The sequence below is a fragment of the Pseudomonas sp. 210_17 TE3656 genome, from assembly GCF_054821965.1.
Genome location: NZ_JBTRBC010000001.1, coordinates 4,850,901 through 4,877,336, shown reverse-complemented (window position 1 = coordinate 4,877,336; position 26,436 = coordinate 4,850,901). Strand labels below are relative to the sequence as shown.

26 protein-coding genes are annotated in these 26,436 nt (G+C 62.7%); 18 read left to right on the top strand and 8 right to left on the bottom strand.

Features of this window, described 5'->3' with window-relative positions:
• The first annotated feature begins 143 nt into the window (after window positions 1-143).
• Together ACVI9W_RS22655 and ACVI9W_RS22650 are read left to right on the top strand one after the other, a co-directional pair.
• Window positions 144-830, top strand: coding sequence for a TIGR04211 family SH3 domain-containing protein (locus ACVI9W_RS22655; RefSeq protein WP_461531280.1), 687 nt, complete (start codon window positions 144-146; stop codon window positions 828-830).
• A gap of 88 nt (window positions 831-918) precedes the next feature.
• The gene (locus tag ACVI9W_RS22650) at window positions 919-1,182 is read left to right on the top strand and encodes an Ada metal-binding domain-containing protein (protein WP_461531279.1); all 264 of its coding nucleotides are present in this window, start codon (window positions 919-921) and stop codon (window positions 1,180-1,182) included.
• An 18-nt stretch (window positions 1,183-1,200) separates the two neighbouring features.
• On the opposite strand, the gene dsdC is transcribed toward ACVI9W_RS22650, so the two are convergent.
• Together dsdC and dsdA are read right to left on the bottom strand one after the other, a co-directional pair.
• Entirely contained in the window at window positions 1,201-2,133 is a 933-nt protein-coding gene (gene dsdC / locus ACVI9W_RS22645) for a DNA-binding transcriptional regulator DsdC (protein ID WP_461531278.1), read from the bottom strand.
• A gap of 2 nt (window positions 2,134-2,135) precedes the next feature.
• Window positions 2,136-3,488 (bottom strand): D-serine ammonia-lyase, encoded by a 1,353-nt coding sequence (gene dsdA / locus ACVI9W_RS22640; protein WP_461531277.1) that lies wholly within the window; start codon window positions 3,486-3,488, stop codon window positions 2,136-2,138.
• Between the two features lie 186 nt (window positions 3,489-3,674).
• On the opposite strand from dsdA, the gene fusA reads away from it, so the two are divergent.
• Together fusA and ACVI9W_RS22630 are read left to right on the top strand one after the other, a co-directional pair.
• The gene (gene fusA / locus ACVI9W_RS22635; RefSeq protein WP_461531276.1) at window positions 3,675-5,780 is read left to right on the top strand and encodes an elongation factor G; all 2,106 of its coding nucleotides are present in this window, start codon (window positions 3,675-3,677) and stop codon (window positions 5,778-5,780) included.
• Window positions 5,781-5,908: 128 nt separating this feature from the next.
• Entirely contained in the window at window positions 5,909-6,631 is a 723-nt protein-coding gene (locus tag ACVI9W_RS22630) for a GNAT family N-acetyltransferase (RefSeq protein WP_461531275.1), read from the top strand.
• Here ACVI9W_RS22630 and ACVI9W_RS22625 read toward each other — a convergent pair.
• On the bottom strand, window positions 6,628-7,521 hold the full coding sequence (locus tag ACVI9W_RS22625) for a LysR family transcriptional regulator (RefSeq protein ID WP_038609864.1): 894 nt from the start codon (window positions 7,519-7,521) through the stop codon (window positions 6,628-6,630). The genes ACVI9W_RS22630 and ACVI9W_RS22625 overlap by 4 nt on opposite strands.
• Window positions 7,522-7,632: 111 nt before the next feature.
• On the opposite strand from ACVI9W_RS22625, the gene argC reads away from it, so the two are divergent.
• Entirely contained in the window at window positions 7,633-8,565 is a 933-nt protein-coding gene (argC, locus tag ACVI9W_RS22620) for an N-acetyl-gamma-glutamyl-phosphate reductase (protein WP_461531274.1), read from the top strand.
• A 104-nt stretch (window positions 8,566-8,669) separates the two neighbouring features.
• On the opposite strand, the gene ACVI9W_RS22615 is transcribed toward argC, so the two are convergent.
• Window positions 8,670-9,023, bottom strand: a complete 354-nt coding sequence (locus tag ACVI9W_RS22615) for an SH3 domain-containing protein (protein WP_461531273.1) — start codon at window positions 9,021-9,023, stop codon at window positions 8,670-8,672.
• Between the two features lie 83 nt (window positions 9,024-9,106).
• On the opposite strand from ACVI9W_RS22615, the gene ACVI9W_RS22610 reads away from it, so the two are divergent.
• Window positions 9,107-10,552 (top strand): SulP family inorganic anion transporter, encoded by a 1,446-nt coding sequence (locus ACVI9W_RS22610; RefSeq protein WP_461531272.1) that lies wholly within the window; start codon window positions 9,107-9,109, stop codon window positions 10,550-10,552.
• Window positions 10,553-10,561: 9 nt separating this feature from the next.
• On the opposite strand, the gene ACVI9W_RS22605 is transcribed toward ACVI9W_RS22610, so the two are convergent.
• A complete protein-coding gene (locus ACVI9W_RS22605; RefSeq protein ID WP_157192143.1) occupies window positions 10,562-11,413 on the bottom strand; it encodes a CAP domain-containing protein in 852 nt (283 codons plus the stop codon).
• A 134-nt stretch (window positions 11,414-11,547) separates the two neighbouring features.
• Between ACVI9W_RS22605 and ACVI9W_RS22600 the strand changes: the two genes are divergently transcribed.
• Window positions 11,548-12,162: a cell wall hydrolase gene (locus ACVI9W_RS22600; RefSeq protein WP_461531271.1), complete on the top strand. Its 615-nt coding sequence runs from the start codon at window positions 11,548-11,550 to the stop codon at window positions 12,160-12,162.
• Between the two features lie 132 nt (window positions 12,163-12,294).
• On the opposite strand, the gene ACVI9W_RS22595 is transcribed toward ACVI9W_RS22600, so the two are convergent.
• A complete protein-coding gene (locus ACVI9W_RS22595; RefSeq protein WP_461531270.1) occupies window positions 12,295-12,840 on the bottom strand; it encodes an RrF2 family transcriptional regulator in 546 nt (181 codons plus the stop codon).
• Between the two features lie 300 nt (window positions 12,841-13,140).
• Here ACVI9W_RS22595 and ACVI9W_RS22590 point away from each other — a divergent pair, with 300 nt between their 5' ends.
• From ACVI9W_RS22590 to ACVI9W_RS22575, 4 genes are all read left to right on the top strand, one after another.
• On the top strand, window positions 13,141-14,343 hold the full coding sequence (locus tag ACVI9W_RS22590) for an NAD(P)/FAD-dependent oxidoreductase (RefSeq protein WP_461531269.1): 1,203 nt from the start codon (window positions 13,141-13,143) through the stop codon (window positions 14,341-14,343).
• 123 nt (window positions 14,344-14,466) lie between these two features.
• Window positions 14,467-14,973, top strand: coding sequence for a sigma-70 family RNA polymerase sigma factor (locus ACVI9W_RS22585; RefSeq protein WP_157192139.1), 507 nt, complete (start codon window positions 14,467-14,469; stop codon window positions 14,971-14,973).
• Entirely contained in the window at window positions 14,970-15,947 is a 978-nt protein-coding gene (locus ACVI9W_RS22580) for a FecR domain-containing protein (protein ID WP_461531268.1), read from the top strand. Before ACVI9W_RS22585 ends, ACVI9W_RS22580 begins: the two co-directional genes overlap by 4 nt.
• Before the next feature lie 93 nt (window positions 15,948-16,040).
• Window positions 16,041-18,482: a TonB-dependent siderophore receptor gene (locus tag ACVI9W_RS22575; protein ID WP_461531267.1), complete on the top strand. Its 2,442-nt coding sequence runs from the start codon at window positions 16,041-16,043 to the stop codon at window positions 18,480-18,482.
• A gap of 149 nt (window positions 18,483-18,631) precedes the next feature.
• On the opposite strand, the gene ACVI9W_RS22570 is transcribed toward ACVI9W_RS22575, so the two are convergent.
• Both ACVI9W_RS22570 and thpR read right to left on the bottom strand, forming a co-directional pair.
• Window positions 18,632-19,102, bottom strand: a complete 471-nt coding sequence (locus tag ACVI9W_RS22570) for a hypothetical protein (RefSeq protein WP_461531266.1) — start codon at window positions 19,100-19,102, stop codon at window positions 18,632-18,634.
• A 398-nt stretch (window positions 19,103-19,500) separates the two neighbouring features.
• Window positions 19,501-20,049, bottom strand: a complete 549-nt coding sequence (gene thpR / locus ACVI9W_RS22565; RefSeq protein WP_461531265.1) for an RNA 2',3'-cyclic phosphodiesterase — start codon at window positions 20,047-20,049, stop codon at window positions 19,501-19,503.
• Window positions 20,050-20,209: 160 nt separating this feature from the next.
• On the opposite strand from thpR, the gene ACVI9W_RS22560 reads away from it, so the two are divergent.
• The 7 genes from ACVI9W_RS22560 (at window position 20,210) to lpxO (ending at window position 26,399) form a co-directional block, all read left to right on the top strand.
• Window positions 20,210-20,986, top strand: a complete 777-nt coding sequence (locus tag ACVI9W_RS22560; protein WP_461531264.1) for an ABC transporter substrate-binding protein — start codon at window positions 20,210-20,212, stop codon at window positions 20,984-20,986.
• Window positions 20,987-21,010: 24 nt separating this feature from the next.
• Window positions 21,011-21,700 (top strand): ABC transporter permease, encoded by a 690-nt coding sequence (locus ACVI9W_RS22555; protein ID WP_461531263.1) that lies wholly within the window; start codon window positions 21,011-21,013, stop codon window positions 21,698-21,700.
• Between the two features lie 13 nt (window positions 21,701-21,713).
• Window positions 21,714-22,412 (top strand): ABC transporter permease, encoded by a 699-nt coding sequence (locus ACVI9W_RS22550; RefSeq protein WP_461531262.1) that lies wholly within the window; start codon window positions 21,714-21,716, stop codon window positions 22,410-22,412.
• Window positions 22,413-22,421: 9 nt separating this feature from the next.
• Complete coding sequence (locus tag ACVI9W_RS22545) at window positions 22,422-23,534, top strand: succinylglutamate desuccinylase/aspartoacylase family protein (RefSeq protein WP_461531261.1); 1,113 nt, start codon at window positions 22,422-22,424, stop codon at window positions 23,532-23,534.
• Between the two features lie 19 nt (window positions 23,535-23,553).
• Window positions 23,554-24,318 carry an ABC transporter ATP-binding protein gene (locus tag ACVI9W_RS22540; protein ID WP_461531260.1) on the top strand — a complete coding sequence of 255 codons (765 nt, stop codon included), beginning with the start codon at window positions 23,554-23,556 and terminating at the stop codon, window positions 24,316-24,318.
• Window positions 24,319-24,400: 82 nt separating this feature from the next.
• Window positions 24,401-25,306, top strand: a complete 906-nt coding sequence (locus ACVI9W_RS22535) for a MurR/RpiR family transcriptional regulator (RefSeq protein ID WP_342625086.1) — start codon at window positions 24,401-24,403, stop codon at window positions 25,304-25,306.
• 193 nt (window positions 25,307-25,499) lie between these two features.
• On the top strand, window positions 25,500-26,399 hold the full coding sequence (gene lpxO / locus ACVI9W_RS22530; RefSeq protein WP_461531259.1) for a lipid A hydroxylase LpxO: 900 nt from the start codon (window positions 25,500-25,502) through the stop codon (window positions 26,397-26,399).
• The last annotated feature ends 37 nt before the right edge of the window (window positions 26,400-26,436 follow it).

Genomic DNA, 26,436 nt, shown 5'->3' with positions numbered 1-26,436 from the left:
CCGCAACATTTGCTACCATTTTCCTACCCCCTTCAGTGAACCTGCCTGCAGAAACGTGGTCTTTCAGCTGGCGGCTTGCGTGCTCGCCCGTGTTCACCGGCCCAATCATCGGGCTATATTTTTTATTTCACGCGAAGACCATCATGCCTATCTCTCGTCCTGTTCCTGCGGCGCATGCCCCTGTTTTCACTTCTTCCCTGCGCCCGCGCAACAGACTTGCCATCGGCCTGATCGGCGCCCTGATTGCCCTGAGCGCTACTGCGCAGGCCGAAGAAGCGCCCACCAGCAGCGAGCGCTGGGTCAGCGACAGCCTGACCACCTTCGTGCGCAGCGGGCCAACCAACGGCCACCGGATCGTCGGCAACCTCAAGTCCGGGCAGAAAGTCACCCTGCTCGACACCCAGGGCAACTACAGCCAGGTGCGTGGCGAGTCCGGCGATATCGTCTGGATCACCAGCAGCGACCTGCAGGCGGTTCCCGGCCAGGCCGAACGTCTGCCGCAGCTGACCGAACAGGTCGGCCAGTTGAGCGCGCAACTCACAACCATTGACGACAGCTGGAAGACCCGCGTGCAGGGCATGCAGGAAACCCTCGACTCGCGCAAAGCCCTGATCGATGAACTGGAAGCCCGTAACAAGGCGCTCAATGCCGAATTGAGCGACACCCAGTCGGAACTGCGCAGCACCCAGGCGCGCCTGGGCGATGAGAACAAACAGGTATTGATGCGCTATATGGTCTACGGCGGTGGCATCGCCGGTGCCGGCTTGCTCGCCGGCCTGATCCTTCCGGCCCTGAGCCGGGGGCGCAAGCGCAACGACCGCTGGTTCTAAGGGGTGGGAGCGGGCTTGCCCCGCGAGGCGATGTGACTGACAGACTGTAATCGCGGGACAAGCCCGCTCCCACCGGCAGGGTATGGGTATGAACAGCAGGCTGTGGCGGCTGTTAGGCGCTAATGGCGTCGAATACCTGAGCGAACAGCCGGGGCAGTTTGGCGGGCACCGGCGCAGCAAGATCTATGGGCGCCTGGATTGTCCGGGGGCGTTGCGGGCAATTGCCCGCGGTGGATATGTAAAGCATCGGGTGTTTTTTCTCGATGCCGAAGCAGCCCGCGCAGCGGGCTATCGCCCCTGTGCGGTGTGTATGCCTGAGAAATACAAACAGTGGAAGCTTGGCCCCCACTGATCCAATGAAATCAGCCCATCACCGCGCACACTCACGCAACCACTCGATCATCACCCGTACCCGTACCAGCAACGGTTCGCGCGGCGGATGCACGAGGTAATAGCCCTGTCCGGCAGCCGCTTCGAAATCGCCAAACGGCAAGATCAACTGCCCCTGATCGATCAAAGGTTGCACCAGGTGCCGACGGCCCATGGCGACGCCCACATGGTTGCTCGCAGCCAGCGCACACAGATCAGCGCGATCGAAGGTCAAACCGCCACTCGGCAGATACGCCAGGGCATCATGCCGACGCGCCCAGCGCTGCCATTCGGCGTCGAACGCCGCGTGATCCCAGGCCAATGCATCATGCAAGAGCGTGCACTGCTGCAAGCGCTGCGGCGCATCGATCAGGCCATGACGCTCGGCATACTGGCGACTGCACACCGGCGCTACCTGTTCGCTCATCAATAGCTCACTGGCAAGGCCGGGAAAATCGCCATCACCGTAGAGCAACGCCAGGTCGATATGCCGGGCGCGAAAATCCACCGCCTCGTTGCCGGTGCGGATATCCAGGCTGATCTGTGGATAGCGCTGCTGGAAGTCCGCCAGCCGCGGCACCAGCCAGCACTGGGTGATGGACGGCCGGGCGTAGAGGGTCAACGCACCGCTGACGGTGGCCGTCGCGTCAGGTTGCAGGGCTTCTTCCAGGTCCTCCAGCAATCCCTGCACCAGCTGGTACAAACGCTCACCTTCGGCGCTCAGGCGTATCCGCCGGGTCAGGCGCTCGAACAAACGCTGCTCCAGCGCCTGTTCAAGCCGGGCGATGCGGTGGCTGACGGCGCTCGGGGTCAGGCACAACTCCTCGGCCGCCAGGGTAAAGCTCAAGTGCCGCGCGGCCACGGCGAAGGTGTGCAGGTTGGCAAACTGCGCCCCGGTCAGACGGGCGCCAAGGCGCGGCGGCAGATTGAGCATGGTTACTGTCCGGCCAGTTCGACGCGGCCCTTGGCCAGGTAGGCGTCCATTTCCTCACGCGGCACCATGCTGCCACCCGTGCCCCAGACCAGATGGGTCGCCCGTGTCATGCGCTCTTCAGTAAGGCCCAGGCGCTGGCGATAACCCTGTTGTTCCTGCAGCACCCGGACCATACCCGACACACCGGCCAGCGCCGAAGGCTCCAGCTCATGGCCTTCACACGCCTGCATCTGCGCCAGCTGACGGTACAAGGTGGCGTCGTCAACGGTGTAGTAACCGTCGATCAAGCGCTGCATCGCCCGCCCGACAAAGCCCGAAGGCCGGCCCACCGCCAGGCCGTCGGCTGCGGTCTGGTTGTCGATGCCGAAGTCATACACCGAAACCTTATCGTGCAGCCCGGTATAGACACCAAGGAACATGCACGGCGAATGGGTCGGCTCGGCGAACAGGCAATGCACCGCATCGCCAAACACCAGTTTCAGGCCGAACGCCACGCCACCAGGACCACCGCCCACCCCACAGGGCAGGTAGACAAACAACGGATGCTCGGCATCCACCGCAATGCCCTGTTCAACCAACTGGCGCTGCAGGCGCTCGGCCGCCACGGCATAACCGAGGAACAGGTTGCGCGAGTTCTCATCGTCGACGAAATGGCAAAGCGGGTCCGCCTCGGCCTCGCGCCGCCCCTGCTCCACCGCGACGCTGTAGTCGGCGCTGTATTCACGGACTTCGACGCCATGGGCGCGCAAGCGGTCCTTCTTCCACTGGCGGGCGTCCGCCGACATGTGCACCGTGGCCTTGAAGCCCAGGCGCGCACTGATGATGCCAATCGACAGGCCGAGGTTGCCGGTAGAACCCACGGCAATGCTGTACTGGCCAAAGAAGGCCCGCGCCTCGGCACTGTCGAGCCTGGCGTAATCATCACCCGGCTGCAGCAGCCCGGCCGCCAGGGCCAGGTCTTCGGCGTGCTTGAGCACCTCATAGATGCCGCCGCGGGCCTTGATCGAGCCGGAAATCGGCAACAGGTTGTCGGCCTTGAGCCACAGCGCACCGCCTTCAGGCAACTGATATTCGGCGCGCAGCACGCCCTGTAGCGCCGGCAACGGCAACAAGGGCGACTCGATTATGCCGGCGCTGGCCGCTGCTTGAGCAAACGCCGACTGGATAAACGGCGCGAAACGCTGCAAACGCTCACTGGCCTCACGCACGTCCTGCCTGCTCAGCGGCACATCCCCCAGGGCCTGCGCGCTTGGCGCAAGCTGCGGGTTGAACCAGCTGGTCGGGCGCAACGCCACCAGCTCGGCGATCAGCGGATGAGTCTGGCACCAGACGTTCACAGGTTGTTGCAGCGGCATTGTCATGCTCCATCGGCAAGCGGATAGAACGATTAAGCGTCAGACGCCGGGTGCATTACAACCGATGGTTACTCAGGCTATGGATGATCCCGGTTCAACCATGCAGCGCCGTGCAAGCCGGCTCACTTCTGCTACCTTGGGAATACCCTCTTAATTGTCTGACGCATCACGTACAGGTGACCCATCATGGCGCGCACCACCCCCATCGAGCTGTACCGCAACATCGGCATCGTTGCCCATGTTGACGCTGGCAAGACCACCACCACCGAACGCATCCTGTTCTACACCGGGGTCAACCACAAAATGGGCGAAGTGCACGACGGTGCCGCGACCATGGACTGGATGGCCCAGGAACAGGAACGCGGAATCACCATTACCTCCGCCGCCACCACGGCGTTCTGGCAAGGTTCGACCAAGCAGTTTCCCGACAAGTACCGCTTCAACATCATCGACACCCCCGGCCACGTCGACTTCACCATCGAGGTGGAGCGCTCGTTGCGCGTGCTCGACGGTGCAGTGGTGGTGTTCAGTGGCGCCGATGGCGTCGAGCCGCAGTCGGAGACGGTCTGGCGCCAGGCCAACAAGTACCACGTGCCGCGTATGGCCTACGTCAACAAAATGGACCGCCAGGGCGCCGACTTCCTGCGCGTGGTCAAGCAGATCGACAAACGCCTGGGTCACCATCCGGTGCCGATCCAGTTGTCCATTGGCGCCGAGGAAAACTTCAAAGGCCAGATCGACCTGGTGAAAATGAAGGCCATCTACTGGAACGAAGACGACCAGGGCACCACCTACCGCGAAGAAGAGATCCCGGCCGACATGCTCGAGCTTGCCAATGAATGGCGCGCGCACATGATCGAAGCCGCCGCCGAGGCCAATGACGAATTCATGGAGCTGTACCTCAATGGCCAGGAACTGAGTAACGAACAGATCAAGGCCGGGCTGCGTAAACGCACCCTGGCCAATGAGATTGTCCCGGCCATCTGCGGCTCGTCGTTCAAGAACAAGGGCGTGCCGCTGATGCTCGATGCGGTGATCGACTACCTACCGGCCCCCTCGGAAATCCCGGCGATCAAAGGCACCGACCCGGATCACGAAGACAAGCACCTGGAACGCCATGCCGACGACAACGAACCGTTCTCGGCGCTGGCGTTCAAGATCGCCACCGACCCCTTCGTCGGCACCCTGACCTTCGCCCGGGTCTACTCCGGCGTGCTCAGCTCCGGCAACGCCGTGCTCAACTCGGTCAAGGGCAAGAAGGAACGTATCGGCCGTATGGTGCAGATGCACGCCAACCAGCGCGCCGAGATCAAGGACGTGTGCGCCGGCGACATCGCCGCGCTGATCGGCATGAAGGACGTCACCACCGGCGACACTCTGTGCGACATCAACCAGCCGATCGTCCTCGAACGCATGGACTTCCCTGACCCGGTGATCTCGGTGGCGGTAGAACCCAAGACCAAGGCCGACCAGGAGAAAATGGGCGTCGCCCTGAGCAAGCTGGCCCAGGAAGACCCGTCATTCCGCGTGCGTACCGATGAAGAAACCGCACAAACCATCATTTCCGGCATGGGTGAGCTGCACCTGGACATCATTGTCGACCGCATGAAGCGCGAATTCGGGGTCGAGGCCAATATCGGCAAGCCGCAGGTGGCCTATCGCGAGAAAATCCGCAACACCTGCGAGATCGAAGGCAAGTTCGTCCGCCAGTCCGGTGGCCGTGGCCAATACGGCCACTGCTGGATTCGCTTCGCACCGGCCGAAGAAGGCAAGGAAGGCCTGGAGTTCGTCAACGAAGTGGTCGGTGGCGTGGTGCCTCGCGAGTACATCCCGGCGATCCAGAAAGGCATCGAAGAACAGATGAAAAACGGGGTACTGGCCGGTTATCCGCTGATCGGCCTGAAGGCCACGGTGTTCGATGGTTCGTACCACGATGTCGACTCCAACGAGATGGCCTTCAAGGTCGCAGCCTCGATGGCCACCAAGCAACTGGCGCAAAAAGGCGGCGCGGTGCTGCTGGAGCCGGTGATGAAAGTCGAGGTGGTGACACCCGAAGAGTACCAGGGCGATATCCTCGGCGACCTGAGCCGCCGCCGCGGATTGATCCAGGAAGGTGAAGACAGCCCGGCCGGCAAGGTGGTTCGCGCCGAAGTGCCGCTCGGCGAGATGTTCGGCTACTCCACACAGATGCGCTCCATGACCCAGGGCCGGGCCAGTTACACCATGGAGTTCACCAAATACGCCGAGGCGCCGGCGAGCATTGCCGATGTGATCATCAAGAAACAGGGGTGAAGACCTTTCGCGGGGCAAGCCCGCTCCCACAGTTGATCTGTGGGAGCGGGCTTGCCCCGCGATAACCTGCATCCACGACGCCAGACCTGTAGACTTGCCCCAAGCTTTTTCGTTTGGAGTTTGCCTTCATGTTCGCCCTCACCCACTTTGTCGCCCCGCCCGAGGAGTCGATCAAGAGCCAGATCCTGCAGATGGTGGTCGATAACCTGACCGACATCAGCGCTGTCGCCATCCCCCCGAGCAACCCGCTGTACAACCTCTACCAGTACGCCATCGGCTTTGAAGTGCACCAGTACCTGGAGGCCATGGGCGGCCCAGGCGAGTTGTGCGTCGAACTGATCGTCGCTACCGACCCGCGAGATCCACACACCGTCACCGGCTTTCTCCTGTACCTGCCGCTGCAGGACGATCCGCAAGCCTGCAGCGTGGCTTACCTGGCCGTGCGCAGCCAGTACCGCCGCCAGGGCATCGCCCGGGCCATGCTTGCGCAGATGAGCGAACGCTACCCCCATGCGGAGCTGGCCTGCGCGGTGAACAAGGTGGCGTACTTCGAGGCCATGGGTTTTGCCGTGATTGCCGCACGCGGCCCTCAGGTGCTGATGAACACCCGCGAATATGCCAGCGATGGCGTGGTCGCGATGCTCGATGTTGCGCCGATCTACCGCACGGTCGAAGTGCAGCAGATCCATAGCTACTTGCTCAAGCAGCATGGCAAACGGGCCATGGTCGATGCCGAGAAGCAACGCGACCGCCACCTCGATCAGCTGGAGCGCAAAGCCCTGGCGTTTGTCCAGGAACGTCTGGGCGAGCGCGCCGGGCAGCAGCGCGGCAGCCGGATTCGCCTGGTCTAGCGGCTGTCCTGCGCCGCCAGCTCGAGCAACACCTGCAGTACATAGGCGCTGCTCTGCTCGACCTGCCCCTGGCGGCTGGCAATCCCCAGATGTCGCCACAAACCCGGACGCAGCGGACGCATGCACAAGCGTGAGTCGGGCTCCGGCGCGCGGGCTTCATGGGGCAGCAAGGTGGCACCGTAACCGGCCGCCACCAGGCTCTTGATCGCGTCGTTGTAGTTGAGCTGGATCCGCGCATCCGGTTGCAAGCCCGCCGTGGCGAACCACTCGCTGGTCACCCGTGACAACTGCGTGGTGCTGTCATTGAGGATCAATGCGCGACTGGCCAGCCAGGCCGGTGTGATGCGCGCCGGCGGCGCCCAGCTGAGCGGAATGAAGGCCATGATCGGGTCGCGGCGCCAGGGCTGGATCTGCACGCCTTTGACCGCCGCTTGCGGCAGTGCCACCAGCCCCAGGTCCAGGGTGCCATCCTGCAGGCGGCCCACCGACTCACGCGACGTCAGCACCTGCACCTGCACATCGATGCCGGGGTGGCGCACGCCAAGAATATCCAGTGCTTGCGGCAGAAGATGGGCGATGGCACCAGTCGACGCGCCCAGGCGCACGCGGCCGCTCAGGCCCTGAACCTGACGTTGCACCTCATCCAGCGCCTGTTCGGCATCGGCCAACAGCCGGCGCGCGCGCTCAAGCAAGGTCTGGCCAATGGTCGTCGGATGGACCTGCCCGCGCTTGCGCGTCAGCAGCGGCGCACCGATGCGCGCTTCGAGGTCGGCAATGTGCAGGCTGACAGTGGGCGGCGCCAGGTTGAGGACGCGCGCGGCCTGGGCAAAGGAGCCGAGGTCGGCAATCACCACCAGAGTGCGCAAGCGGTCGAGGCTGATTTCACGCATAGGCTTTGATCATTCAGTATTTATGAATGTCAGCATCATGATATTCAAATTTTCTTTCGTCCAGATCGGCGCGAGCATAGGCACTCCCAGTACTGATTGTTTGAGAGCACCATGCACCAGCCTCTAGTCTTTATCGATGGCGACCAAGGCACCACCGGCCTGCTCATCCACGCCCGCCTGCACGGTCGGGATGACCTGCGTTTGCTGACCCTGCCCGACAGCGAGCGCAAAGACCCACAGCGCCGCGCCGAGGCGATCAACAGTGCCGATGTGGCGATTCTGTGCCTGCCCGACGACGCCGCACGCCAGGCGGTGGCGGCGATCGTCAACCCGCAGGTACGGGTGATCGATGCCAGCTCCGCGCACCGCACCACGGCAGGCTGGGTGTATGGCTTGCCTGAACTGGACGAGCAGCAGGCCGAACGAATCGCCCAGGCCAAGCGGGTCAGCAACCCTGGTTGCTATCCCACCGGCGCGATTGCCTTGTTGCGACCATTGGTGGCCGCAGGGTTGGTGCCAGCTGATTACCCACTGACCGTCAATGCCGTCTCGGGGTATTCCGGTGGTGGCCGTGCAGCGGTCGAGCGCCACGAAACACCGGGCGTGCAAGCGCCGCAAGGGGTGCTGGTGTATGGCCTGAACCTGGATCACAAGCATGTGCCGGAGATCCAGCAGCATGCCGGTCTGTCGCAGCGGCCTGTATTTGTGCCCAGTTATGGCAGCTACCGTCAGGGCATCGCCCTGACCATTGCCTTGCAGACCCGCCTGCTACCGCCAGGGGCGAGTGCTGCTCGCCTGCATGACTGCCTGCGTCAGCACTATCATGGCTCGCGCTATGTACAGGTGGCGGCACTGGAACATGGCGAGGCAGCGCCGATGCTCGATCCACAGGCGGTGAATGACAGCAACGATCTGCGTCTGGCGGTGTTTGCCAATGAGGCTCACGGCCAGGTGCTGCTGACGGCGGTGTTCGACAACCTCGGCAAGGGCGCTTCGGGGGCGGCGGTGCAGAACCTGGAGCTGATGCTGGCGGCGATGGCCTGATCCGGGGCCGCTACGCGCCCCATCGCTGGCAAGGCCAGCTCCCACAATTTATCAGGGTGATCACCGAACTCTGTGGGAGCCGGCCTTGTCGGCGATGGGGCGGCCTAGATTACCGGTTGTACCGCAGCCAGCGGCACCCACCCCGTCGCGCCATCGGCGTCTCTGCAACTCCACACCCAACCATTCAACTGCCGACCGCCCACCAGGCTATCGCCCGGATCAACATCCAGCTCGCGGGCACAATAATCCTCCAGCGCCCTGCCCCGGTTGCCGTCCAAGCGCTCGATCACCTGGCCCGGCACCCAGCCGTCCTGCTGACCGGGGGTACTGCACAAGTACCAGTTATCCCAGCCTTCCTCACCGGCATAACATTCGCCAACGACCAACTCGGCGCCCTTGGCAAAGGTAATGGGCGCTGGGTACTCGCTTCTATGCTGAGCAACAACCACGAATTTCATTGGTTCACCTCCATTTGAACACTGGTCCGCTGCCAGGAACTTCCGTAGCATCCTAGCCTTTTTCGCCGGCAGCCTTCCCCTCCATGAGAACAACCTCTCTCCGCGCCGACATATTGGCCGGCCTTACCACGTCCTTTGCCCTGGTGCCCGAGTGCATCGCCTTCGCGCTGGTGGCGCATCTCAATCCGCTAATGGGCCTTTATGGCGCCTTCATTATCTGCACCCTCACCGCCCTGCTCGGTGGCCGCCCCGGGATGATTTCCGGCGCGGCCGGGTCGATGGCCGTGGTCATCGTCGCCCTGGTGGTGCAGCACGGTGTGCAGTACCTGCTGGCCACAGTGCTGCTCGGCGGGCTGATCATGATTGCCTTCGGTTTGCTGCGCCTGGGCAAGCTGGTGCGCATGGTGCCGTATTCGGTGATGCTCGGTTTCGTCAATGGTCTGGCAATCATCATCGCCCTGGCCCAGCTTGAGCATTTCAAGCATGACGGTGCCTGGCTCAGCGGCTCGCCGCTGTACCTGATGGCCGGCCTGGTGGCGCTGACCATGGCCATCGTCTACGTGCTACCGCGCCTGACCCGCAGCGTGCCTCCAGCGCTGATCGCGATCCTCGGCGTCGGCGCCGGGGTCTACCTGCTCGATTTGCCGACCCGCACATTGGGCGATCTGGCCCACATCGCCGGCGGCCTGCCGGTGCTGAGCTGGCCCGACATTCCATGGAACCTTGAGACGCTGAAGATCATCGCGCCCTACGCGATCCTGATGGCGCTGGTGGGTTTGCTGGAAACCCTGCTGACCCTCAACCTCACCGACGAGATCACCGAAAGCCGCGGTTACCCCAACCGCGAATGCGTGGCCCTGGGTGTGGCCAACATGACCTCCGGTGTGTTCGGTGGCATGGGTGGTTGCGCGATGATCGGCCAGACTGCGATCAACCTCAGCTCCGGCGGTCGCGGACGCTTGTCCGGGGTGGTCGCCGGGGTGATGATCCTGATGTTCGTGCTGTTCCTCTCGCCGCTGATCGAGCGTATTCCGCTGGCGGCGCTGGTCGGGGTGATGTTCGTGGTGGCGCAGCAGACCTTCTCCTGGGCTTCGCTGCGGGTCCTGCACAAAGTGCCGGCAAACGACATGCTGGCGATCATCGCCGTAACCGTGGTCACCGTGCTCACCGACCTGGCCACCGCGGTGCTGTTCGGCATCGTTATCGCCGCGCTCAACTTCGCCTGGCAGCAAGCGCGCGAGCTGTACGCCGACAGCCACCTGGAAAGTGACGGCAGCAAGCTCTACCGGGTGCACGGCACCTTGTTCTTCGCCTCGACCACGCCGTTTCTCAACCAGTTCGACCCGGCCAACGACCCGGCGCAGGTGACCCTCGATTGCCAGCACCTGAACTTTGTCGACTACTCGGCGATTGCCGCGCTCAAGACCCTGCGCGAGCGCTACAGCAACAACGGCAAGCACCTGCGCGTGGTGCATCTGTCCGAGCGCTGCAAGCAACTGCTCAAGCGCACGGACCTGCACTACAGCTGAAGAGCGCGCTTATGGCGCGCCGAACATCGCCGTCCAGTAGATCCCGGCATCGCTCTTCGGATCGACCGCATAGGCAGCACCCAGCTCGCTGAACTGCGGGTTCATCAGGTTGGCGCAATGGCCGGGGCTGGCCAGCCAGCCATCGACCACCTTGCGCGGGGTGTCCTGGCCGGCGGCGATGATCTCGCCGTTCACCTGACCGGCATAGCCGGCCAGCTCCGCCCGGTCACCCGGGGTGCGGCCATCGCGATCGACGTGATCGAGAAAGTTCTGGTTGGCCATGGCCCGTGTATGACTTTCAGCCACCCCGGCCAGGACTGCGTTCCAGGCCAGCGGCGTGGTGGCTGCAAAGGTCTGGCCGCCGCACTGGCGCTGCTGGCTGCGGGCGCTGTTGATCATCGTCAGCAGCTTCTGGCCTTCGGCCTGCCAGTCGCCCAGCTTCCCGGCCAGCAGCGGCCGCGCCAGGACGATACGCCAATCGCGGCCCTGCTGGCTGACGCCGATATCGATGAACTGCGGGGCCAGTACGACCTGGCAGAAGCTTTCCTGTACCGCTTTCATCGCGGCCTGAGCATCCTGGGGACCATTGAGGGTAATGGCCTGGACGCTGACCATCGGGTAGTTGGCCTGTGCCAGCGCCGAGCGCAAATCCACGCTGCCGGTAGCTGGCAGCACCAGACGGGGATCGCTGACCAGTGGCGGCAGCTCAAGGGACACCTGTTTATCGCATTTCTGCGGCTGACTGCGGTAGCTGTTGATCGAATCGATCAACTGCGCCGGCTCATCGGCCTGGGCTACGCTAGCGAACGCCAGGGCCAGCGGCAGGCTGGCCAGACGCAAAACGGATGACAGGACGCGCATGCAATTCTCCCTTGGAACGGACTGCGCCCATGATGCGCGAAGTCACCCGTCGTCGAACAGCTGGAATGTTTTGAGCGCCGTGCGGTCGACCCTGTAACGGGAAGTTTTGCCTCCCTCACCTGCAAAGGTCCCCTATGCGCCTGCCAACGATTGTAGCCTGCCTGCTACTGGCCTTCTCAGCCCCGCTGACCCTGGCCGCAGAACCCAAAGCCCAGGTGGCCGAAGAAAAGGCCCAGGTACTGGAACACAAAGCTGCCGTGCAACCCGATGCGCCGCCAGCGCCCAAGAGCAAAGCCATTACCCAGAGCGAAGTCCAGGCGGTCGACCCGGCTGGCGCAGCAGCCCTGGACGACGCCATCACCTGCATGGCGCGCAGCATCTACTGGGAATCGAAAGGTGGCAAGCCGGCGGACATGGAAGCGGTGGCCAGCGTGGTGATGAACCGCCTCGGTCACAACGGCTTTCCCGATACGGTCTGTGGTGTGGTCAAGCAGGGCTCGGAGACCGGTAACTGCCAGTTTTCCTGGTGGTGCGACGGGCGCTCGGACTCGGTGCAGGAAGAAAACCGCTATGCCATCGCCAAGGAAATCGCGCGCAAAGCCCTGAACCGGCAACTGGATGACCGCACCCGCGGTGCGCTGTACTTTCATGACCGGCGTGTGTCGCCAGACTGGGCGCGGGCCTATGTGAAGACCACCGAGACCGGGGATTTTCTCTTCTACAAACCGCGCAACGGCACGGCGCGGTAGAGACAATTGCCAGTGGGAACTGCCAGTGGGAGCGGGCTTGCCCCGCGATTGCAAGCTGCCAGTTACATCGCGTCGCGGGGCAAGTCGAGTCGTCGCACCGCCGCTCCCACAGGTAGCTCCTCCCACCCGGGGTTACTCGGAAACATCCGCCAGCGGGATATCCCCGGCCGCCTTGCCTGCACGGCGATCGTTCATCCAGTCGACCACCTGGGCTGAAAACTCCGGCGGTGCCTTGCGCCCCACGCGCCGGGCGATGTCGAGGATGGTCTGCTGGGCCAGCGCTTCTTCCATACGCTTTTGCGCAGTCAGCATCACCGCATGAATGGAGCAGGTGCCTTCCTGCGCCCAGCTCGGCGGCGAGCCGTCAAACAGCGCACAGCGATCACGCACATCCCGGCACTCGAAGATCATCTTGCGCCCGTCGATGGCCGTGACGATATCCAGCACGCTGATCTCGTCTGCCGGCCGGGCCAGTTTGAAGCCGCCGCGCACGCCTTCGGTGGCGACCACCAATTTGGCTTTGGCCAGCTTGGTAAAGACTTTGGCCAGGTACTCCTGAGGTACCCCCTGCAGGTCGGCCAGATCCCGCACACTGGCTTCACGGCTATCACCCAGCTCATCGACCAGGAAGGCCAGGCAATGGATGCCGTACTCCACCCCGGCGCTATACAGTGACATGACAATCTCCGACTAACTTTGTCGCAATATTAACAGCCTTTACAGGCTTTCCACGCTCCAGCCGTCCCCAGACGCTACCGCACGTCGGTTTTCGGTCACCCGCCACAAGCCCATATTCTATGAAGAAAGGCTGAATTAGAGCAGTGAACGCACAAGGTTACCCGGATCGCTGCACGGATCGACAGGAAAAAATACTTGCGCCGAACAACTACGACCAATACAGTCGTAGTTGTTCGGCGCAGCCAAGGCTGCCTTCAACGCCCCCCGTTCACACAACAATCTCTTTCTGTGGAGCAACCAATGAAACAGCACATTCTGATTGTCGGCGCAGGTTTTGGTGGTGTCTGGAGCGCGCTCAGCGCAGCCCGCCTTCTGGACCAGCACGGCCGTAGCGATGTCGCCATCAGCGTCCTCGCGCCACAAGCCGAACTGCGCATTCGTCCGCGCTTCTACGAGCCGGACGTGCATCAGATGAAAGCGCCCCTCGGCGACCTGTTCAATGCCGTAGGGGTGAACTTCATCCAGGGTGCTGCCGAGCAGATCGACGTGGCCGGCAAGCGTGTCAGCTACACCGACGCCCAGGGCCAGCGCAGCGACATCAGCTACGACCGCCTGGTGATGGCTGCCGGCAGCGGCGTGTGGCGCCCGAACATCGACGGGCTCAACGAGCACGCCTTCGACGTCGACCAGATCGAATCGGCAGCGCGCCTTGAGCAGCACCTCAAGTCGCTGGCCACGCTGCCGGAATCGGCTGCACGCAACACCGTGGTGGTGGCCGGTGGTGGCTTCACCGGGATCGAAACCGCAACCGAAATGCCAGAACGCCTGCGCGCCATTCTCGGTGCCGACGCCAAGGTGCGGGTAATCATCGTCGACCGTGGTGCCAGGATCGGTGCGGCCCTGGGTGAAGGCATCAGCCCGACCATCATCGAAGCGTCCGAGGCCCTGGGCGTCGAGTGGCGGGTCAACGCCTCGGTAGCGGGTGTGGATGTCGACGGCGTGACCCTCGCCGATGGCGAGCGGATCGAGGCGAAAACCGTGATCTGGACTGTCGGTGTGCGCGCCAGCGCGCTGACCGCACAAGTGCCAGGCGAACGTGATGGGCAAGGCCGCCTGCACGTCGACCGCCACCTCAAGGTCAAAGGCCAGGAGCACGTCTACGCCACCGGTGACGTGGCTTACGCTGCAACCGACGAGCTGGGCAATTTCGCCGTGATGTCCTGCCAGCACGCCATCGTCCTCGGCCGTCACAGCGGCAACAACGTCGCCGCCGACCTGCTCGGCGTCGAACCTACGCCCTACAGCCAGCCCAAGTACGTTACCTGCCTGGACCTGGGTGCCTGGGGTGCGGTGTACACCGAGGGTTGGGATCGCCAGGTCAAATTGCTGCGCAAAGAGGCCAAAGACCTCAAGACCCAGATCAACACCACCTGGATCTACCCGCCAGCAGCTGACCGCGCCACTGCACTGGCCGCCGCCGACCCGCTGATCCCGATTGCCTGATGCACCACCCCGAGGGGCCGCCACTGCGGCCCCTTTGCCGTTGTGTGAAGCGAACAATTGCACTGTCGGACAAGAGACAGGTAGCATTGAGAACGATTTTCACTAACGTCTGGACAGCCACCGGTGCAAAACCCGTCGACCCGCAAACTGGGCTTCTTTTTCAGCGACCATCACCGCTGGCTGCTGCAGCATATCCACAAGCGCCTGCGCAACCGCGCCGACGCCGAAGACACCGCCGCCGAAACCTTCTGCCAGATGCTCGCGGCCCGGGTCGACCCGGAAAGCATCCAGCAACCGCGCGCCTACCTCTCGACCATCGCCCGTCGCCTGATCTTCGATCGCCACCGTCGCCGGCAGCTGGAGCTGGCGTACCTTGAACGCCTGTCGGCGCTGCCCGAACCGCTGGCGCCCTCCCCGGAAGAACAACTGCTGCTGATCGAAGCGCTGGTGACCATCGACCAGGTACTCGACGGCTTGCCGATGATCGTCAAGGCCACCTTCCTCTACAGCCAGCTGGACGGGCTGAGCTATGTGGACATCGCGCGCAAGCTCGAGCTGTCTGAGCGCACCGTGAGTCGCTACATGAAACAGGCCTTGCAGCAGTGCTACCTGAGCGAGCTGGCACCATGAAGCAGCCGCGCCTGGACCCTGCCGCCGAAGGCGCAATCGACTGGATGGTGCGCTTGAGCGCCGGCAATCCCGACGCCGTACTGCAGGCCCAGTTCGACCTGTGGCTTGCCAGCGACCCCAGCCATGCCCAAGCCTGGAAGCGCTTGCAAGAGCGCCTCGGCGGCGCCTGCCAGACGGTGCGCAGCCTCGACCGCCGGGCGCCGGGCCAGGCCGGGGAAGCGCGCCGGGTGTTGTTGCAACCGACGACTTCGCGCCGCGATCTGCTGCGCAGCATTGCCGCCCTCGGTGTGCTTGGCAGCGGCCTGTGGCTGGGCTCGCGCAGCCAAATGGGCGAAGCGCTGCTGGCCGATATGCGCACCGGTCGCGGCGAGCGGCGCAGCTTCACTCTGGCCGACGGTAGCCGTCTGAGCCTGAATGCCGACAGCGCGGTCGACCTGCAGTTCGACGCGCAGCAACGCCTGCTGATCCTGCGTCAGGGCAGCTTGCTGATTCAGGTCGCCGCCGACCCCACACGCCCGTTGCACGTGCGCAGTGCCCAGGCCGACGTGCGCGCGTTGGGCACACGTTTTCTGGTCAGCCAGGAAGCGCACGCCACCCGTGTGGTGGTGCTTGAGCATTCGGTCCGGGCACGACTGCCCGATGGCGCCGAGCTGGATATCCACGAAGGCCGTGCCGCCCTGCTCCACTCGCAGCGCATCGAAGCCCTGAGCGACGACCAGCGCCACCGCGCCGACTGGCTCAACGGGCGCCTGAATGTGCTGGATGATTCCCTGCAAGCCGTGGTCGAGGCGCTGCGCCCCTACTACCGCGGTTTTGTCCGGGTCGAACCTGAGGTCCGCGGACTACGGGTGCAGGGGGTATTCCCCCTCGACGAACCGCAACGCGCCTTCGCCGCCCTGGCCGAAACCCTGCCGGTACGGGTCGAACACTACAGCCCGTGGCTGACCCTGATCCGGGCGAAAAATCCGTCTTGAAAAATTACTTATGAAAATCAATCGTATTTGTGTCCGGTTTTCATTTCTCGTCGCACCTATCTCCTGACAACACCTTTTCATCAGGAGTATTCCGTGCTCAACCCTTGGTCCCACGCCCTTCCTGTGGCCGTTGCCATGGCCAGCCTTGCCACTGGCGCAGCGGCCCAGGAACAGCTGCTGTCGTTCAACCTGCCAGCCGCCAGCCTGGCCAGCAGCCTCAATGCCATCGCCAGCCAGAGCGGACGCATCGTCTCCCTCGACCCTGCGCTGGTGCAGGGCAAGCAGGCACCGGCAATCGCCGGTCGCATGAGCGCCGTGCAGGCCATGCAAACGGCCTTGGCCGGCAGTGGCCTGCAGTTGCTGGTGACCGACCAGGGCAACTTCAGCGTATTGGCGGACATCGATGCCGGCGATGCCCTGGAGCTGGGTGCCACCAGCATCAACGACAGCGGCCTGGGCGCCACCACCGAGGGTTCGGGCTCCTACGCCGCACGGGCAATCACCATCGGCAAGGGCACTCACACGCTCAAGGAAATCCCCCAGTCGGTGTCGGTCATGACCCGCAAGCAGATGGACGATCAGGACATCGTCGATCTCAAGGACGCCGTCAACAGGACCACCGGCCTGGTCGGCCTGCAGGGCGTGGGCCCGGGCTTGATCATCTCTTCGCGTGGTTTTCAGATCGATGACTGGCAGTACGACGGCGTGCCGATTCCGCGCAACACCTACTCGCTGGGCAACTGGGCAACCCAGGACCTGATTTTCTTCGACCGCATGGAAGTCCTGCGCGGCGCCTCGGGCCTGCTGCAAGGCACTGGCAGCCCGGGTGGCGCGGTCAACCTGGTACGCAAACGCGGCCAGAGCGCGCCGACCGTGACCGTTACCGGCAAGGCCGGCAGCTGGGATCACTACGGCTTGCAACTGGATGTCGGCGGCCCGCTGAACGACGCCGGGACCGTGCGCGGACGCTTTGTCGCCGATGAAGACCAGAGCGATTCGTTCATCGACTACGAATGGAGCAAGACCCACTCGCTGTACGGCGCCCTCGACTTCGACCTGCGCGAAGACACCACCCTGGGCCTGGCGGTCAGCCGCTCCGATGCCGAGTCGCGGCCCATGCTGCGTGGCCTGCCGCGCTACATCGACGGCAGCCCATTGGACGTACCCCGCTCGACCTTCACCGGCTCGCGCTGGAACCACTCGGAAATCGACGTCACCACCCTCTACGCCGACCTCGAACACCGCTTCAACGACGACTGGAAGTTTCGCGTCGCCGGCGTGCGCATGAGCGAAACCAACACCTCTGCCCACCAGCGCGTGCAATCCACCGGCGACGGCCTGGAATTCGATGGCAGCGGTGTGACGTACGCCGACTGGGTGACGGATTTCGACTCCACCAAAGTGGGTGTGGACATGAACGTAGTCGGTCGCTTCGAGGGGTTCGGCCTGGAACAAGAGGTCACACTGGGCGGCAACTACTCCAGGCTGACCACCGATGACCTCTTCGCCCGCACCTTCAATGCCAGCGACGACAATGTGTTCGATATCGACCACCACCGCCCTGACATCGACTACGACAGCCTACTGGCCAACCCCGGCGGCCGCGGCACCGGTAGCGCCTACGACGTACGCCAGAAAGGTCTGTATGGCAGCTGGCGAGTCAAGCTTGCCGAGCCGCTGACCCTGATACTTGGCACGCGAGTAAGCTGGTTCGAGCAAACCTACGATTCGACCAACTACGCCGCGATCACTCACGCGGCCACGGTCAATACCCCCAGCACCATGACCGAATCCGGTGAAGTCACGCCCTACGCCGGTATCATCTACGACCTGAGCCGCGAGTGGGCCGTGTACGCCAGCTACACCGACGTCTTTGTCCCGCAGTCCGAGCGTGACGTCAGTGGCTCGGTGCTCAAACCGATCATCGGCAGCAACTACGAAATGGGTATCAAGGGCGAGCTGTTCGACGGCCGGGTCAATACCTCCCTGGCAGTGTTCCGCTTCGACCAGGAAAACCGCGCGACCCAGGACCTGGCCTCAGGTTTTGCCTGCGACGACTGGTACTGCTCCACCGCCTCCGGCAAGGTGCGCAGCCAGGGCATCGAAGCCGAGATCAGCGGCGAGGTACTCAGCGGCCTGCAACTGTTTGCCGGCTACACCTACAACACCACCAAATACCTGGACGACCCGGAGAACGAAGGCAAGACCTTCAGCACCTGGACGCCCAAACACATGCTGCGGGTATGGAGCGACTACCAGTTGCCGGGGGACTGGAGCAAGGTCAGCGCAGGCCTGGGCTTCACCGCGCAAAGCCACACCCTGGGTTACGAACACACCTACGACGTAGCGGGTTATGCCGTGTGGGATGCGCGCCTGGCCTATCAGCTGACGCCTGAGGTGAGCCTGGCGGTGAACGGCAAAAACCTGTTCGACAAACGCTACTACGTGGCGGCTTACAACCAGCTCAGTGGCAACAACAACTTTGGCGAGCCGCGCAACTTCATGTTTTCCGTGAAGTACACGCCGCAGTTCTAGGCCGCATCGCGGGGCAAGCCCGCTTCTACCCGTGGGCTTGACCTGCGACAGGGTCACCCCTCACTGATTCGTCGAATCAGTGAGGGGTGAAGCAAACCAAATATAACTGGCTACTTCAGAGCATCTCCAGAACAGGACACTTCAGACGCTCAACGCTCCACCCCTAGCGGCTTTAACATAACTACAACCTCTGCACGTTCAGGCGGGTAGACACGGATATCTCGCAGTTGAATCCGATAATATGTTCCATTGTCGTGAAATTCAGCGTTGATTGGCAAGCGCAGAAGTGCCTGACGCAGTGAACTCGTTACCAAATGAGCGCTCCCCTCGCCCACTAACCACCTATAAACACTTATGCTTCCAACGCGCTCCTCGCCATTATCATCGAGCTTGACCTCATACAAGTCAGGCTTTTTAGCGCGATTTTCAATCAATGAATCTGGATGCTCAAGTCTCCATGTGAGCTTTTCATCTTTGAATGAAACATCACGAGCGGGAGGAAAACCATAAAAAGTATTTCCATGGTATTCGTTACCGATGCAGCCCGTCACTAGATCTTGCACATCGGGATCGGAGACAAGTTCATTTCCATAATAAACGTTAAAGTCATTTAACTTCATCGCCCACACTCCTTACTTACGATTAATCCGTCGTTTTCGCTCGTATTGTTCCCGTACGGAGGAGTGACCTGCAACTGTCAAAATTACTAGGTTTTTAATATCGAGAAATCGTGGTAGACCGTCGAGTAAGGAGATGCATTATGGAATGACGCCTTCATGGCTTAGCCCGAAAAGCACCGCAAGTTCGAGCCGAGCCCAAGCGTCGAATCGCCAGCTAACTACCCATTCCAGATTGAACGTAACACCCTAGCCAATTGCACTCACGCTCACCAAATCAATGACTCATCAATGGGCCTACCCAGCCCTATAGCGCCAAACGGGCACCGCTGTTGCCTGGCGCGTCACGGGAACAGCCAGATCCCCAAGAACACCGACGATGAAGGCGGCGTGCCCCTCACCTAATCCCTGTGCAACGGCCAATGCGCCAGTGGCCAGTACCGCCCTCTACGCGATTCAAACAAGGTGAAGTGACGCGCTCGCAGGCTGAACTGCGCCGGTTCCAACGCTTCCGGTACCGGGCCGTGAAAGTCGCGAAACAGGGTCAGGTGCGGGCGATACTCTCTCGGCGCCTCGGCAAAACCCAGGGGCAACAGGGCCTGCTGCAAGGCATAGACCAACTGCCGCAAGGCCACCGGCGTCTGGCTGGGAGCCAGCACCAGAGCCTTGGCCCGGCGCCAGACCTCCAGACGGTCTAGCCCCACGGTCAGTGCCTCGCCGGGCACCTTCACCCCCGCAGCCGCCGCGAGGATGGCCGGCAATTGCGCCGTGCCTGCAGTCCCAAGAAACATCAGCGTCAGATGGAAATTCGCCGACGGCACCGGCCGGCCATTGTCCATACCGAGCTCGCTACGCCATTGGGCAATGGCCCGGCGTTGCGTCGGTGTGCAGTCCACGGCGAAGAACAGCCGCTTGAAGGGCTCGCCGGTTTCGCGATCGCCTTGGCTCATGCCCTTGCCTCCCTTTTCTTTCGTCGTCCCACCCAGTCTAACGCTCCGCGCCAGCAGCCGTCAGTCGCCTTTTTGATATTTTTATTTTCATGAATTTGATTTCTGAAATTAAACATGTCATTTCTATCTGCACCTGAGCCCCACCACCGGAGTCAACAATATGAACAAGACCGGACTTCTAGGCGCCTTGGCACTCTGTGCCTGCAGCGCATTGACCCAGGCCGACGAAGGCAGCCTGCGGATTGGCATCGAAGCCGCCTACCCGCCCTTCTCCTACCGCACCCCGCAAGGCGACCTTGCCGGCTTCGACTACGACATCGGCAATGCCTTGTGCGCGCAGATGCAGGTCAAGTGTCAGTGGGTGATCCAGGAGTTCGACGGGATGATTCCGTCATTGAAGGTGCGCAAGATCGACGCCGTACTGTCGTCGATGTCGATCACTGAGGACCGGCTGAAATCGGTCGATTTCACCGCCAGGTACTACCACACGCCCGGCAAGTTCGCGATGAAGGCCGGCAGCCAGATCAACGATCCGCTGGTCGATCTCAAGGGCAGGAAAGTCGGGGTGCAGCGCGCTTCCACCTATGACCGTTTCGCCACCGAGCAGCTGGAAGTCGCCGGTGTCGAAGTGGTGCGCTATGCCTCGCAGAACGAAGCCTTCCTCGACCTGGCCTCCGGGCGCCTGGACGCCACCCTCGCCGACATCGTCAATACCGAAGAGAGCTTTATCAAGACGCCCGCCGGTCAAGGCTTTGCCCTGGTCGGCCCGGACATCAGCGACCCGAAGTACTTCGGCCGCGGCGCCGGGATTGCCGTGCGCAAGGGTGACGGCGCCAACCTGACCCGCCTCAACGCCGCCATCGCCGCGATCCGCGCCAACGGCACCTACCAACAGGTGCAGAGCAAATACTTCCCGTTCGATATCTACGGCCAGTAAGCCCGGCTGGCGAGGACTTTCATCATGCTTTACGGCTATGGATCGAGCATTCTCGATGGCGCCTGGCTGACCATCAACCTGGCGCTGCTGGCAATGGCCCTGGCCATCAGCCTGGGCCTGATCGGCGCAGCCTGCCGGTTATCGCCGCTGAAATGGCTGGCGACACTGGGCGAGGTCTACACCACGGTGGTGCGCGGCATTCCTGACCTGGTACTGATTCTGCTGATTTTTTATGGCGGCCAGGACTTGGTCAATCGCCTGGCACTTGGGATGGGTTACGAGCAGTACATCGACATCAACCCCTTTATCGCCGGGGTCTGCACCATGGGCTTCATCTTTGGTGCCTACCTGTCGGAGACCTTCCGTGGGGCCTTTCTGGCCATTCCCAAAGGCCAGGCCGAAGCCGGCGCGGCCTATGGCATGAGCGCTGTGCAGGTGTTCTGGCGGATCAGCGTGCCGCAGATGGTGCGCCTGGCGATTCCCGGGTTCACCAACAACTGGCTGGTGCTGACCAAGTCCACCGCGCTGATCTCGGTGATCGGCCTGCAGGACATGATGTTCAAGGCCAAGAACGCCGCCGACGCCACCCATCAGCCATTCACTTTCTTCCTCGCCGTGGCAGCGCTGTACCTGCTGCTGACCAGCCTGTCGCTGCTGCTGTTGCGCGGTGTAGAAAAACGTTACTCGGTCGGCTTCAAAGCCGCTGAGCTGTGAGGGGATCAATCCGATGATGCTCGACTACCACCTGATCTGGCAGAACCTGCCGCTGTACCTGAACGGCATTCTGCTGACGCTCAAAGTGCTGCTGATTTCCCTGGGCTGCGGCCTGGTACTGGCGGTCCCGCTGGCACTGATGCGGGTCTCGCGTGCGTGCCTGCTGCGCTACCCGGCCTGGCTCTACACCTATGTGATCCGTGGCACACCGATGCTGGTGCAGCTGTTCTTGATCTACTACGGCCTGGCCCAGTTCGAAGCCGTGCGTCACAGCCCGCTGTGGCCGTACCTGTCCAGCGCGACCTTCTGCACCTGCCTGGCATTCGCCATCAACACCAGTGCCTACAGCGCCGAGTTGCTGGCCGGCAGCCTGCGCTCCACCCCACGGGGCGAGATTGAAGCCGCGCGCGCCATGGGCATGTCACGCCTGACCCTGTACCGCCGCATCCTCTTGCCGTCGGCCCTGCGCCGGGCGCTGCCGCAGTACAGCAACGAGGTGCTGATGATGCTGCAGACCACCAGCCTCGCCTCGATCGTCACCCTGGTCGACATCACTGGCGCGGCGAAAACCTTCAATGCGCGCTACTACCTGCCGTTCGAGGCGTTCATTACCGCAGGGCTGATCTACCTGGTCCTGACTTTCATGCTGGTGCGCCTGTTCAAACTGGCCGAGCGCCGCTGGCTGGCCTACCTGGCCCCGCGCAAGCACTAAGGAGCTTTCATGCAGCACATTGAACACATCCTGCCGTGGAGTGCCTGCGGCACCCGGCGCACCCTGAGCCTGTTCCGCTTCGGCAGCGGCCCGCGCAAGGCCTACATCCAGGCATCGCTGCACGCCGATGAACTGCCGGGCATGCGCGTGGCCGTCGAGCTCAAGGCGCGCCTGCGCGAGCTGGAAGCCCAGGGCCGGCTGACCGGAGTGATCGAGCTGGTGCCGCTGGCCAACCCGATCGGTATCGGCCAGATGTTCCAGGCCACCCATCAGGGCCGCTTCGAATTCAACAGTGGCAAGAACTTCAACCGCGATTTTCCGGCACTGACCGAGGCGCTGGTCGAGCGTCTGGAAGGTCAGTTGGGTAGCGATGGCGAAGCCAACGTGGCAACCATCCGCCACGCCATGCTTGCCATCCTCGCCGCACTGCCACCTGCGCAATCGGAGCTCGACGGCCTGCGCCGCCTGCTCCTGCAACAGGCGTGCGACGCGGACCTGGTGCTCGACCTGCATTGCGATTTCGAATCGGTGATGCTGCTTTACGCCCTGCCGCAGAACTGGCCGCGCTTGCGCTCGCTGGCGGCGCGCCTGGGTGCCGAGGCAGCGCTGCTGGCCGAGGACGCCGGTGGCAATGCCTTCGATGAAGCCTGCGCGGTGCCCTGGGTGAAACTGCCCGATTTCTTCCCCGAAGCCGAGATCCCGCTGGCCTGCGTCGCCACAACCATTGAACTGCGCGGCATGGCCGACACCGAACGCGAACCGTGCCAGGCCAGCGCCGAGCAGATTCTTGCTTACCTCGCCGACCAGGGTTTGATCAGTGGCGCATGGCCGGATGCGCCAGGCCACTGCTGTCAGGCCGCGCCGTTTGCCGGTGCGCAGTACGCCTATGCCGAACACCCCGGCGTGGTCAGCTACCTGCAGCCACTGGGTGCCCAGGTCCGGGTCGGTGATCCGCTGTTCGAGGTCATCGATCCGCTCAGCGATCGCCACAGCATCGTCAGGGCCACCACCGACGGCATCCTCTACGCCCGCGAACGCCTGCGTTTTGCCCAGCCCGGCCTGTGGCTGGCCAAGGTCGCCGGCAGCACTCCCATTCGCCAGGGTCGCTTGCTCAGCGACTGACACCACCGAGTACCGACTGATGAACAAACTGGAAATTCAGGACCTGCACAAAAGCTATGGCACCCACCAGGTGCTCAAGGGTGTCTCGCTGCACGCCAAAGCGGGTGATGTGATCAGCATCATCGGCTCCAGCGGCTCGGGCAAGAGTACCTTCCTGCGCTGCATCAACCTGCTCGAGCAGCCCAACGCCGGGCAGATCCTGGTCAACGGCGAACAGTTGAAACTGCGCAGTTGCCCGCGTGGCGGGTTGCGCGCCGCCGACCCGCGTCAGCTGCAACGCCTGCGCGCACGACTGAGCATGGTCTTTCAGCATTTCAACCTGTGGTCGCACATGAGCGCCCTGGACAACGTCATGGAAGCGCCGGTGCATGTCCTCGGCATGAACCGCAAAGAAGCCCGCGACAAGGCCGAGCATTACCTCAATAAGGTCGGCGTCAGCCATCGCCGTGACGCTTACCCGGCGCACATGTCCGGTGGCGAACAGCAACGGGTGGCGATCGCCCGTGCCCTGGCCATGGAGCCGGAGGTGATGCTGTTCGACGAGCCGACCTCGGCGCTCGACCCGGAGCTGGTCGGCGAGGTGCTCAAGGTCATGCAGGACCTGGCCCAGGAGGGGCGGACCATGGTGGTGGTGACCCACGAGATGGGCTTTGCCCGCGAGGTGTCCAACCAGTTGCTGTTCCTTCATCAGGGTATTGCCGAAGAGCGCGGCGACCCGCGTGAAGTCCTGGCACGGCCGCAGTCCGAGCGCTTGCAGCAGTTTCTCGCCGGCAGCCTCAAGTAACTTCCCGCAGCACGCCCCGGCCGCGCGCCGGGGAGTGCCTTGGGATACACTAGCGCCAATCTTTCAGGGAGCTGTGCGCCGGATGCCGAGCACTACGAAGAACACCACCGTCTACGCCTCGCCGGTCATGCGCAAACTGTCGGAGAGCCTGAGCGAACTGCAACCCTCGTTGCGCAAAGTGGCCGACTACATCCTGCGCCATCCGCTCAAGGCCGCGACCCTGACCATCGAAGAAATGGCCCAGGCCACCGCGACCTCGCCGGCGGCGGTCAATCGTCTGGCCAAGGCCCTCGACCTGGGTGGCTACAGCGGCATGAAAACCGAGCTGGTGGCGACCCTGCAGCAGATGGTTTCGCCGGTAGACAAGCTGCGCAACGAGCTGGCCCAGCGCCCCGGTGGTGATTTCGGCCTGCATGAACAGATCCAGAGCGCCAGCAGCAACCTGGCCACCACCAGCAGCAACAACCAGGCCGAGACCTTCGAAGCCTTCGTCAGCAGCTTGATCAACGCGCGCAAGGTGTATGTGCTGGGCTTCGGCAACAGCGTCTATCTGGCCGGGCTGGCGGCCTCGACCCTGGTGCCGTTCTGCGCCGACGCTTGCGCGATCAGCATGGAAGGCGGCAACGAGAATGCTGCCTACCGGCTGGCCGCGATCACCGACCAGGACGTGCTGCTGGCCATCGCCCTGCCGCGCTATTCTCAAGACACCCTGCAACTGTCGCGCTTTGCCCAGGAGCGCGGTGCCACAGTGCTGGCGATCACCGACTCGCCCGCCTCGCCGCTTGCCCCGATCGCCCGTCACGTGTTGTTCGCCCCCGCCGATCATCCGGTGCTGACCAGCTCCAATATTGCCGTGCTGGCGCTGATCGAAGGCCTGGTGGCCGGGGTCATGGCGCGCAACAAGGAAGCGGTGAAACTGGCTACCGAGTTGACCGAGAGTGTGATGTCATACCTGCATGTGCCAGGTGGCAAGGTGACCAGAAAGTAGTAGCGACCTTTTCGCGGGGCAAGCCCGCTCCCACAGGCCCGCGAAAAAGCTTATAAAGCCTAAAAGCAAACCTTTGCGCCTATGACTAATGTCGGGCACCGACCCGGTAACATTTAGTACAAACCCCGGTTGTGATTGTTTATGCTGGCCAGCTCATGCCATGGCGCATCGCCACATCGACAAGTATCCGCCCATGAAAATCTTCCTTGTTTTGTTGTTTGTTTTTTCAATTGCCTACGTCCATTTTCGCGGGCGCGTCAGGCACAAAATCAGCCGCCAGCTAGGTGACCACTCAAGCTTCCTCGCGCCGGTGAACGTGTTCCTCTACCTGTTCTCCAAGCTCCCGGCCAAGCCCTATTTGCCGGTCGAGTCGTTCCCCGAACTCAAGCCGTTGCAAGACAACTGGCAGGAAATCCGCGCCGAAGCCCAGCAGTTGCTTCATGTCGGTGAAATCAAAAGCTCGCAGAACTACGACGACGTCGGTTTCAACTCCTTCTTCAAGAGCGGCTGGAAGCGTTTCTACCTGAAGTGGTACGGCGAAAGTCACCCCTCGGCGATGAAACTCTGCCCGCGCACCACCGAACTGCTACAAGGCATCGGCAGCGTCAAAGCGGCGATGTTCGCCACCCTGCCACCAGGCTCGAAACTGGTCCGCCATCGCGACCCGTATGCAGGCTCCTACCGCTACCACCTGGGCCTGGACACGCCGAACGACGACGCCTGCTACATCTGTGTAGACGGCGAAAACTACGCCTGGCGCGACGGCGAAGGGGTGATTTTCGACGAGACCTACATCCACTACGCCTCCAACCAGACCGACCACAACCGCATCATCCTGTTCTGCGACGTCGAGCGTCCGCTCAAATATCGCTGGGCCAGCGCCTTCAACCGCTGGTTCAGCCGTAGCGTCATGGCCGCAGCCGCCGCGCCCAACGATGCCGGTGACAAGACTGGCGGCATCAACCGCCTGTTCACCCGTATCTACAAAATCCGCGCACGCGGCAAGGCGCTGAAGAAACGCAACCGCACCCGTTATTACCTGGAGAAATGGGCAGTGGTGGCGGCGTTGGTGTTGGTGTTTATCTATATCTGATGCCTGGCCGGATGGCTGCGGCCGTAAGTAACGCTCA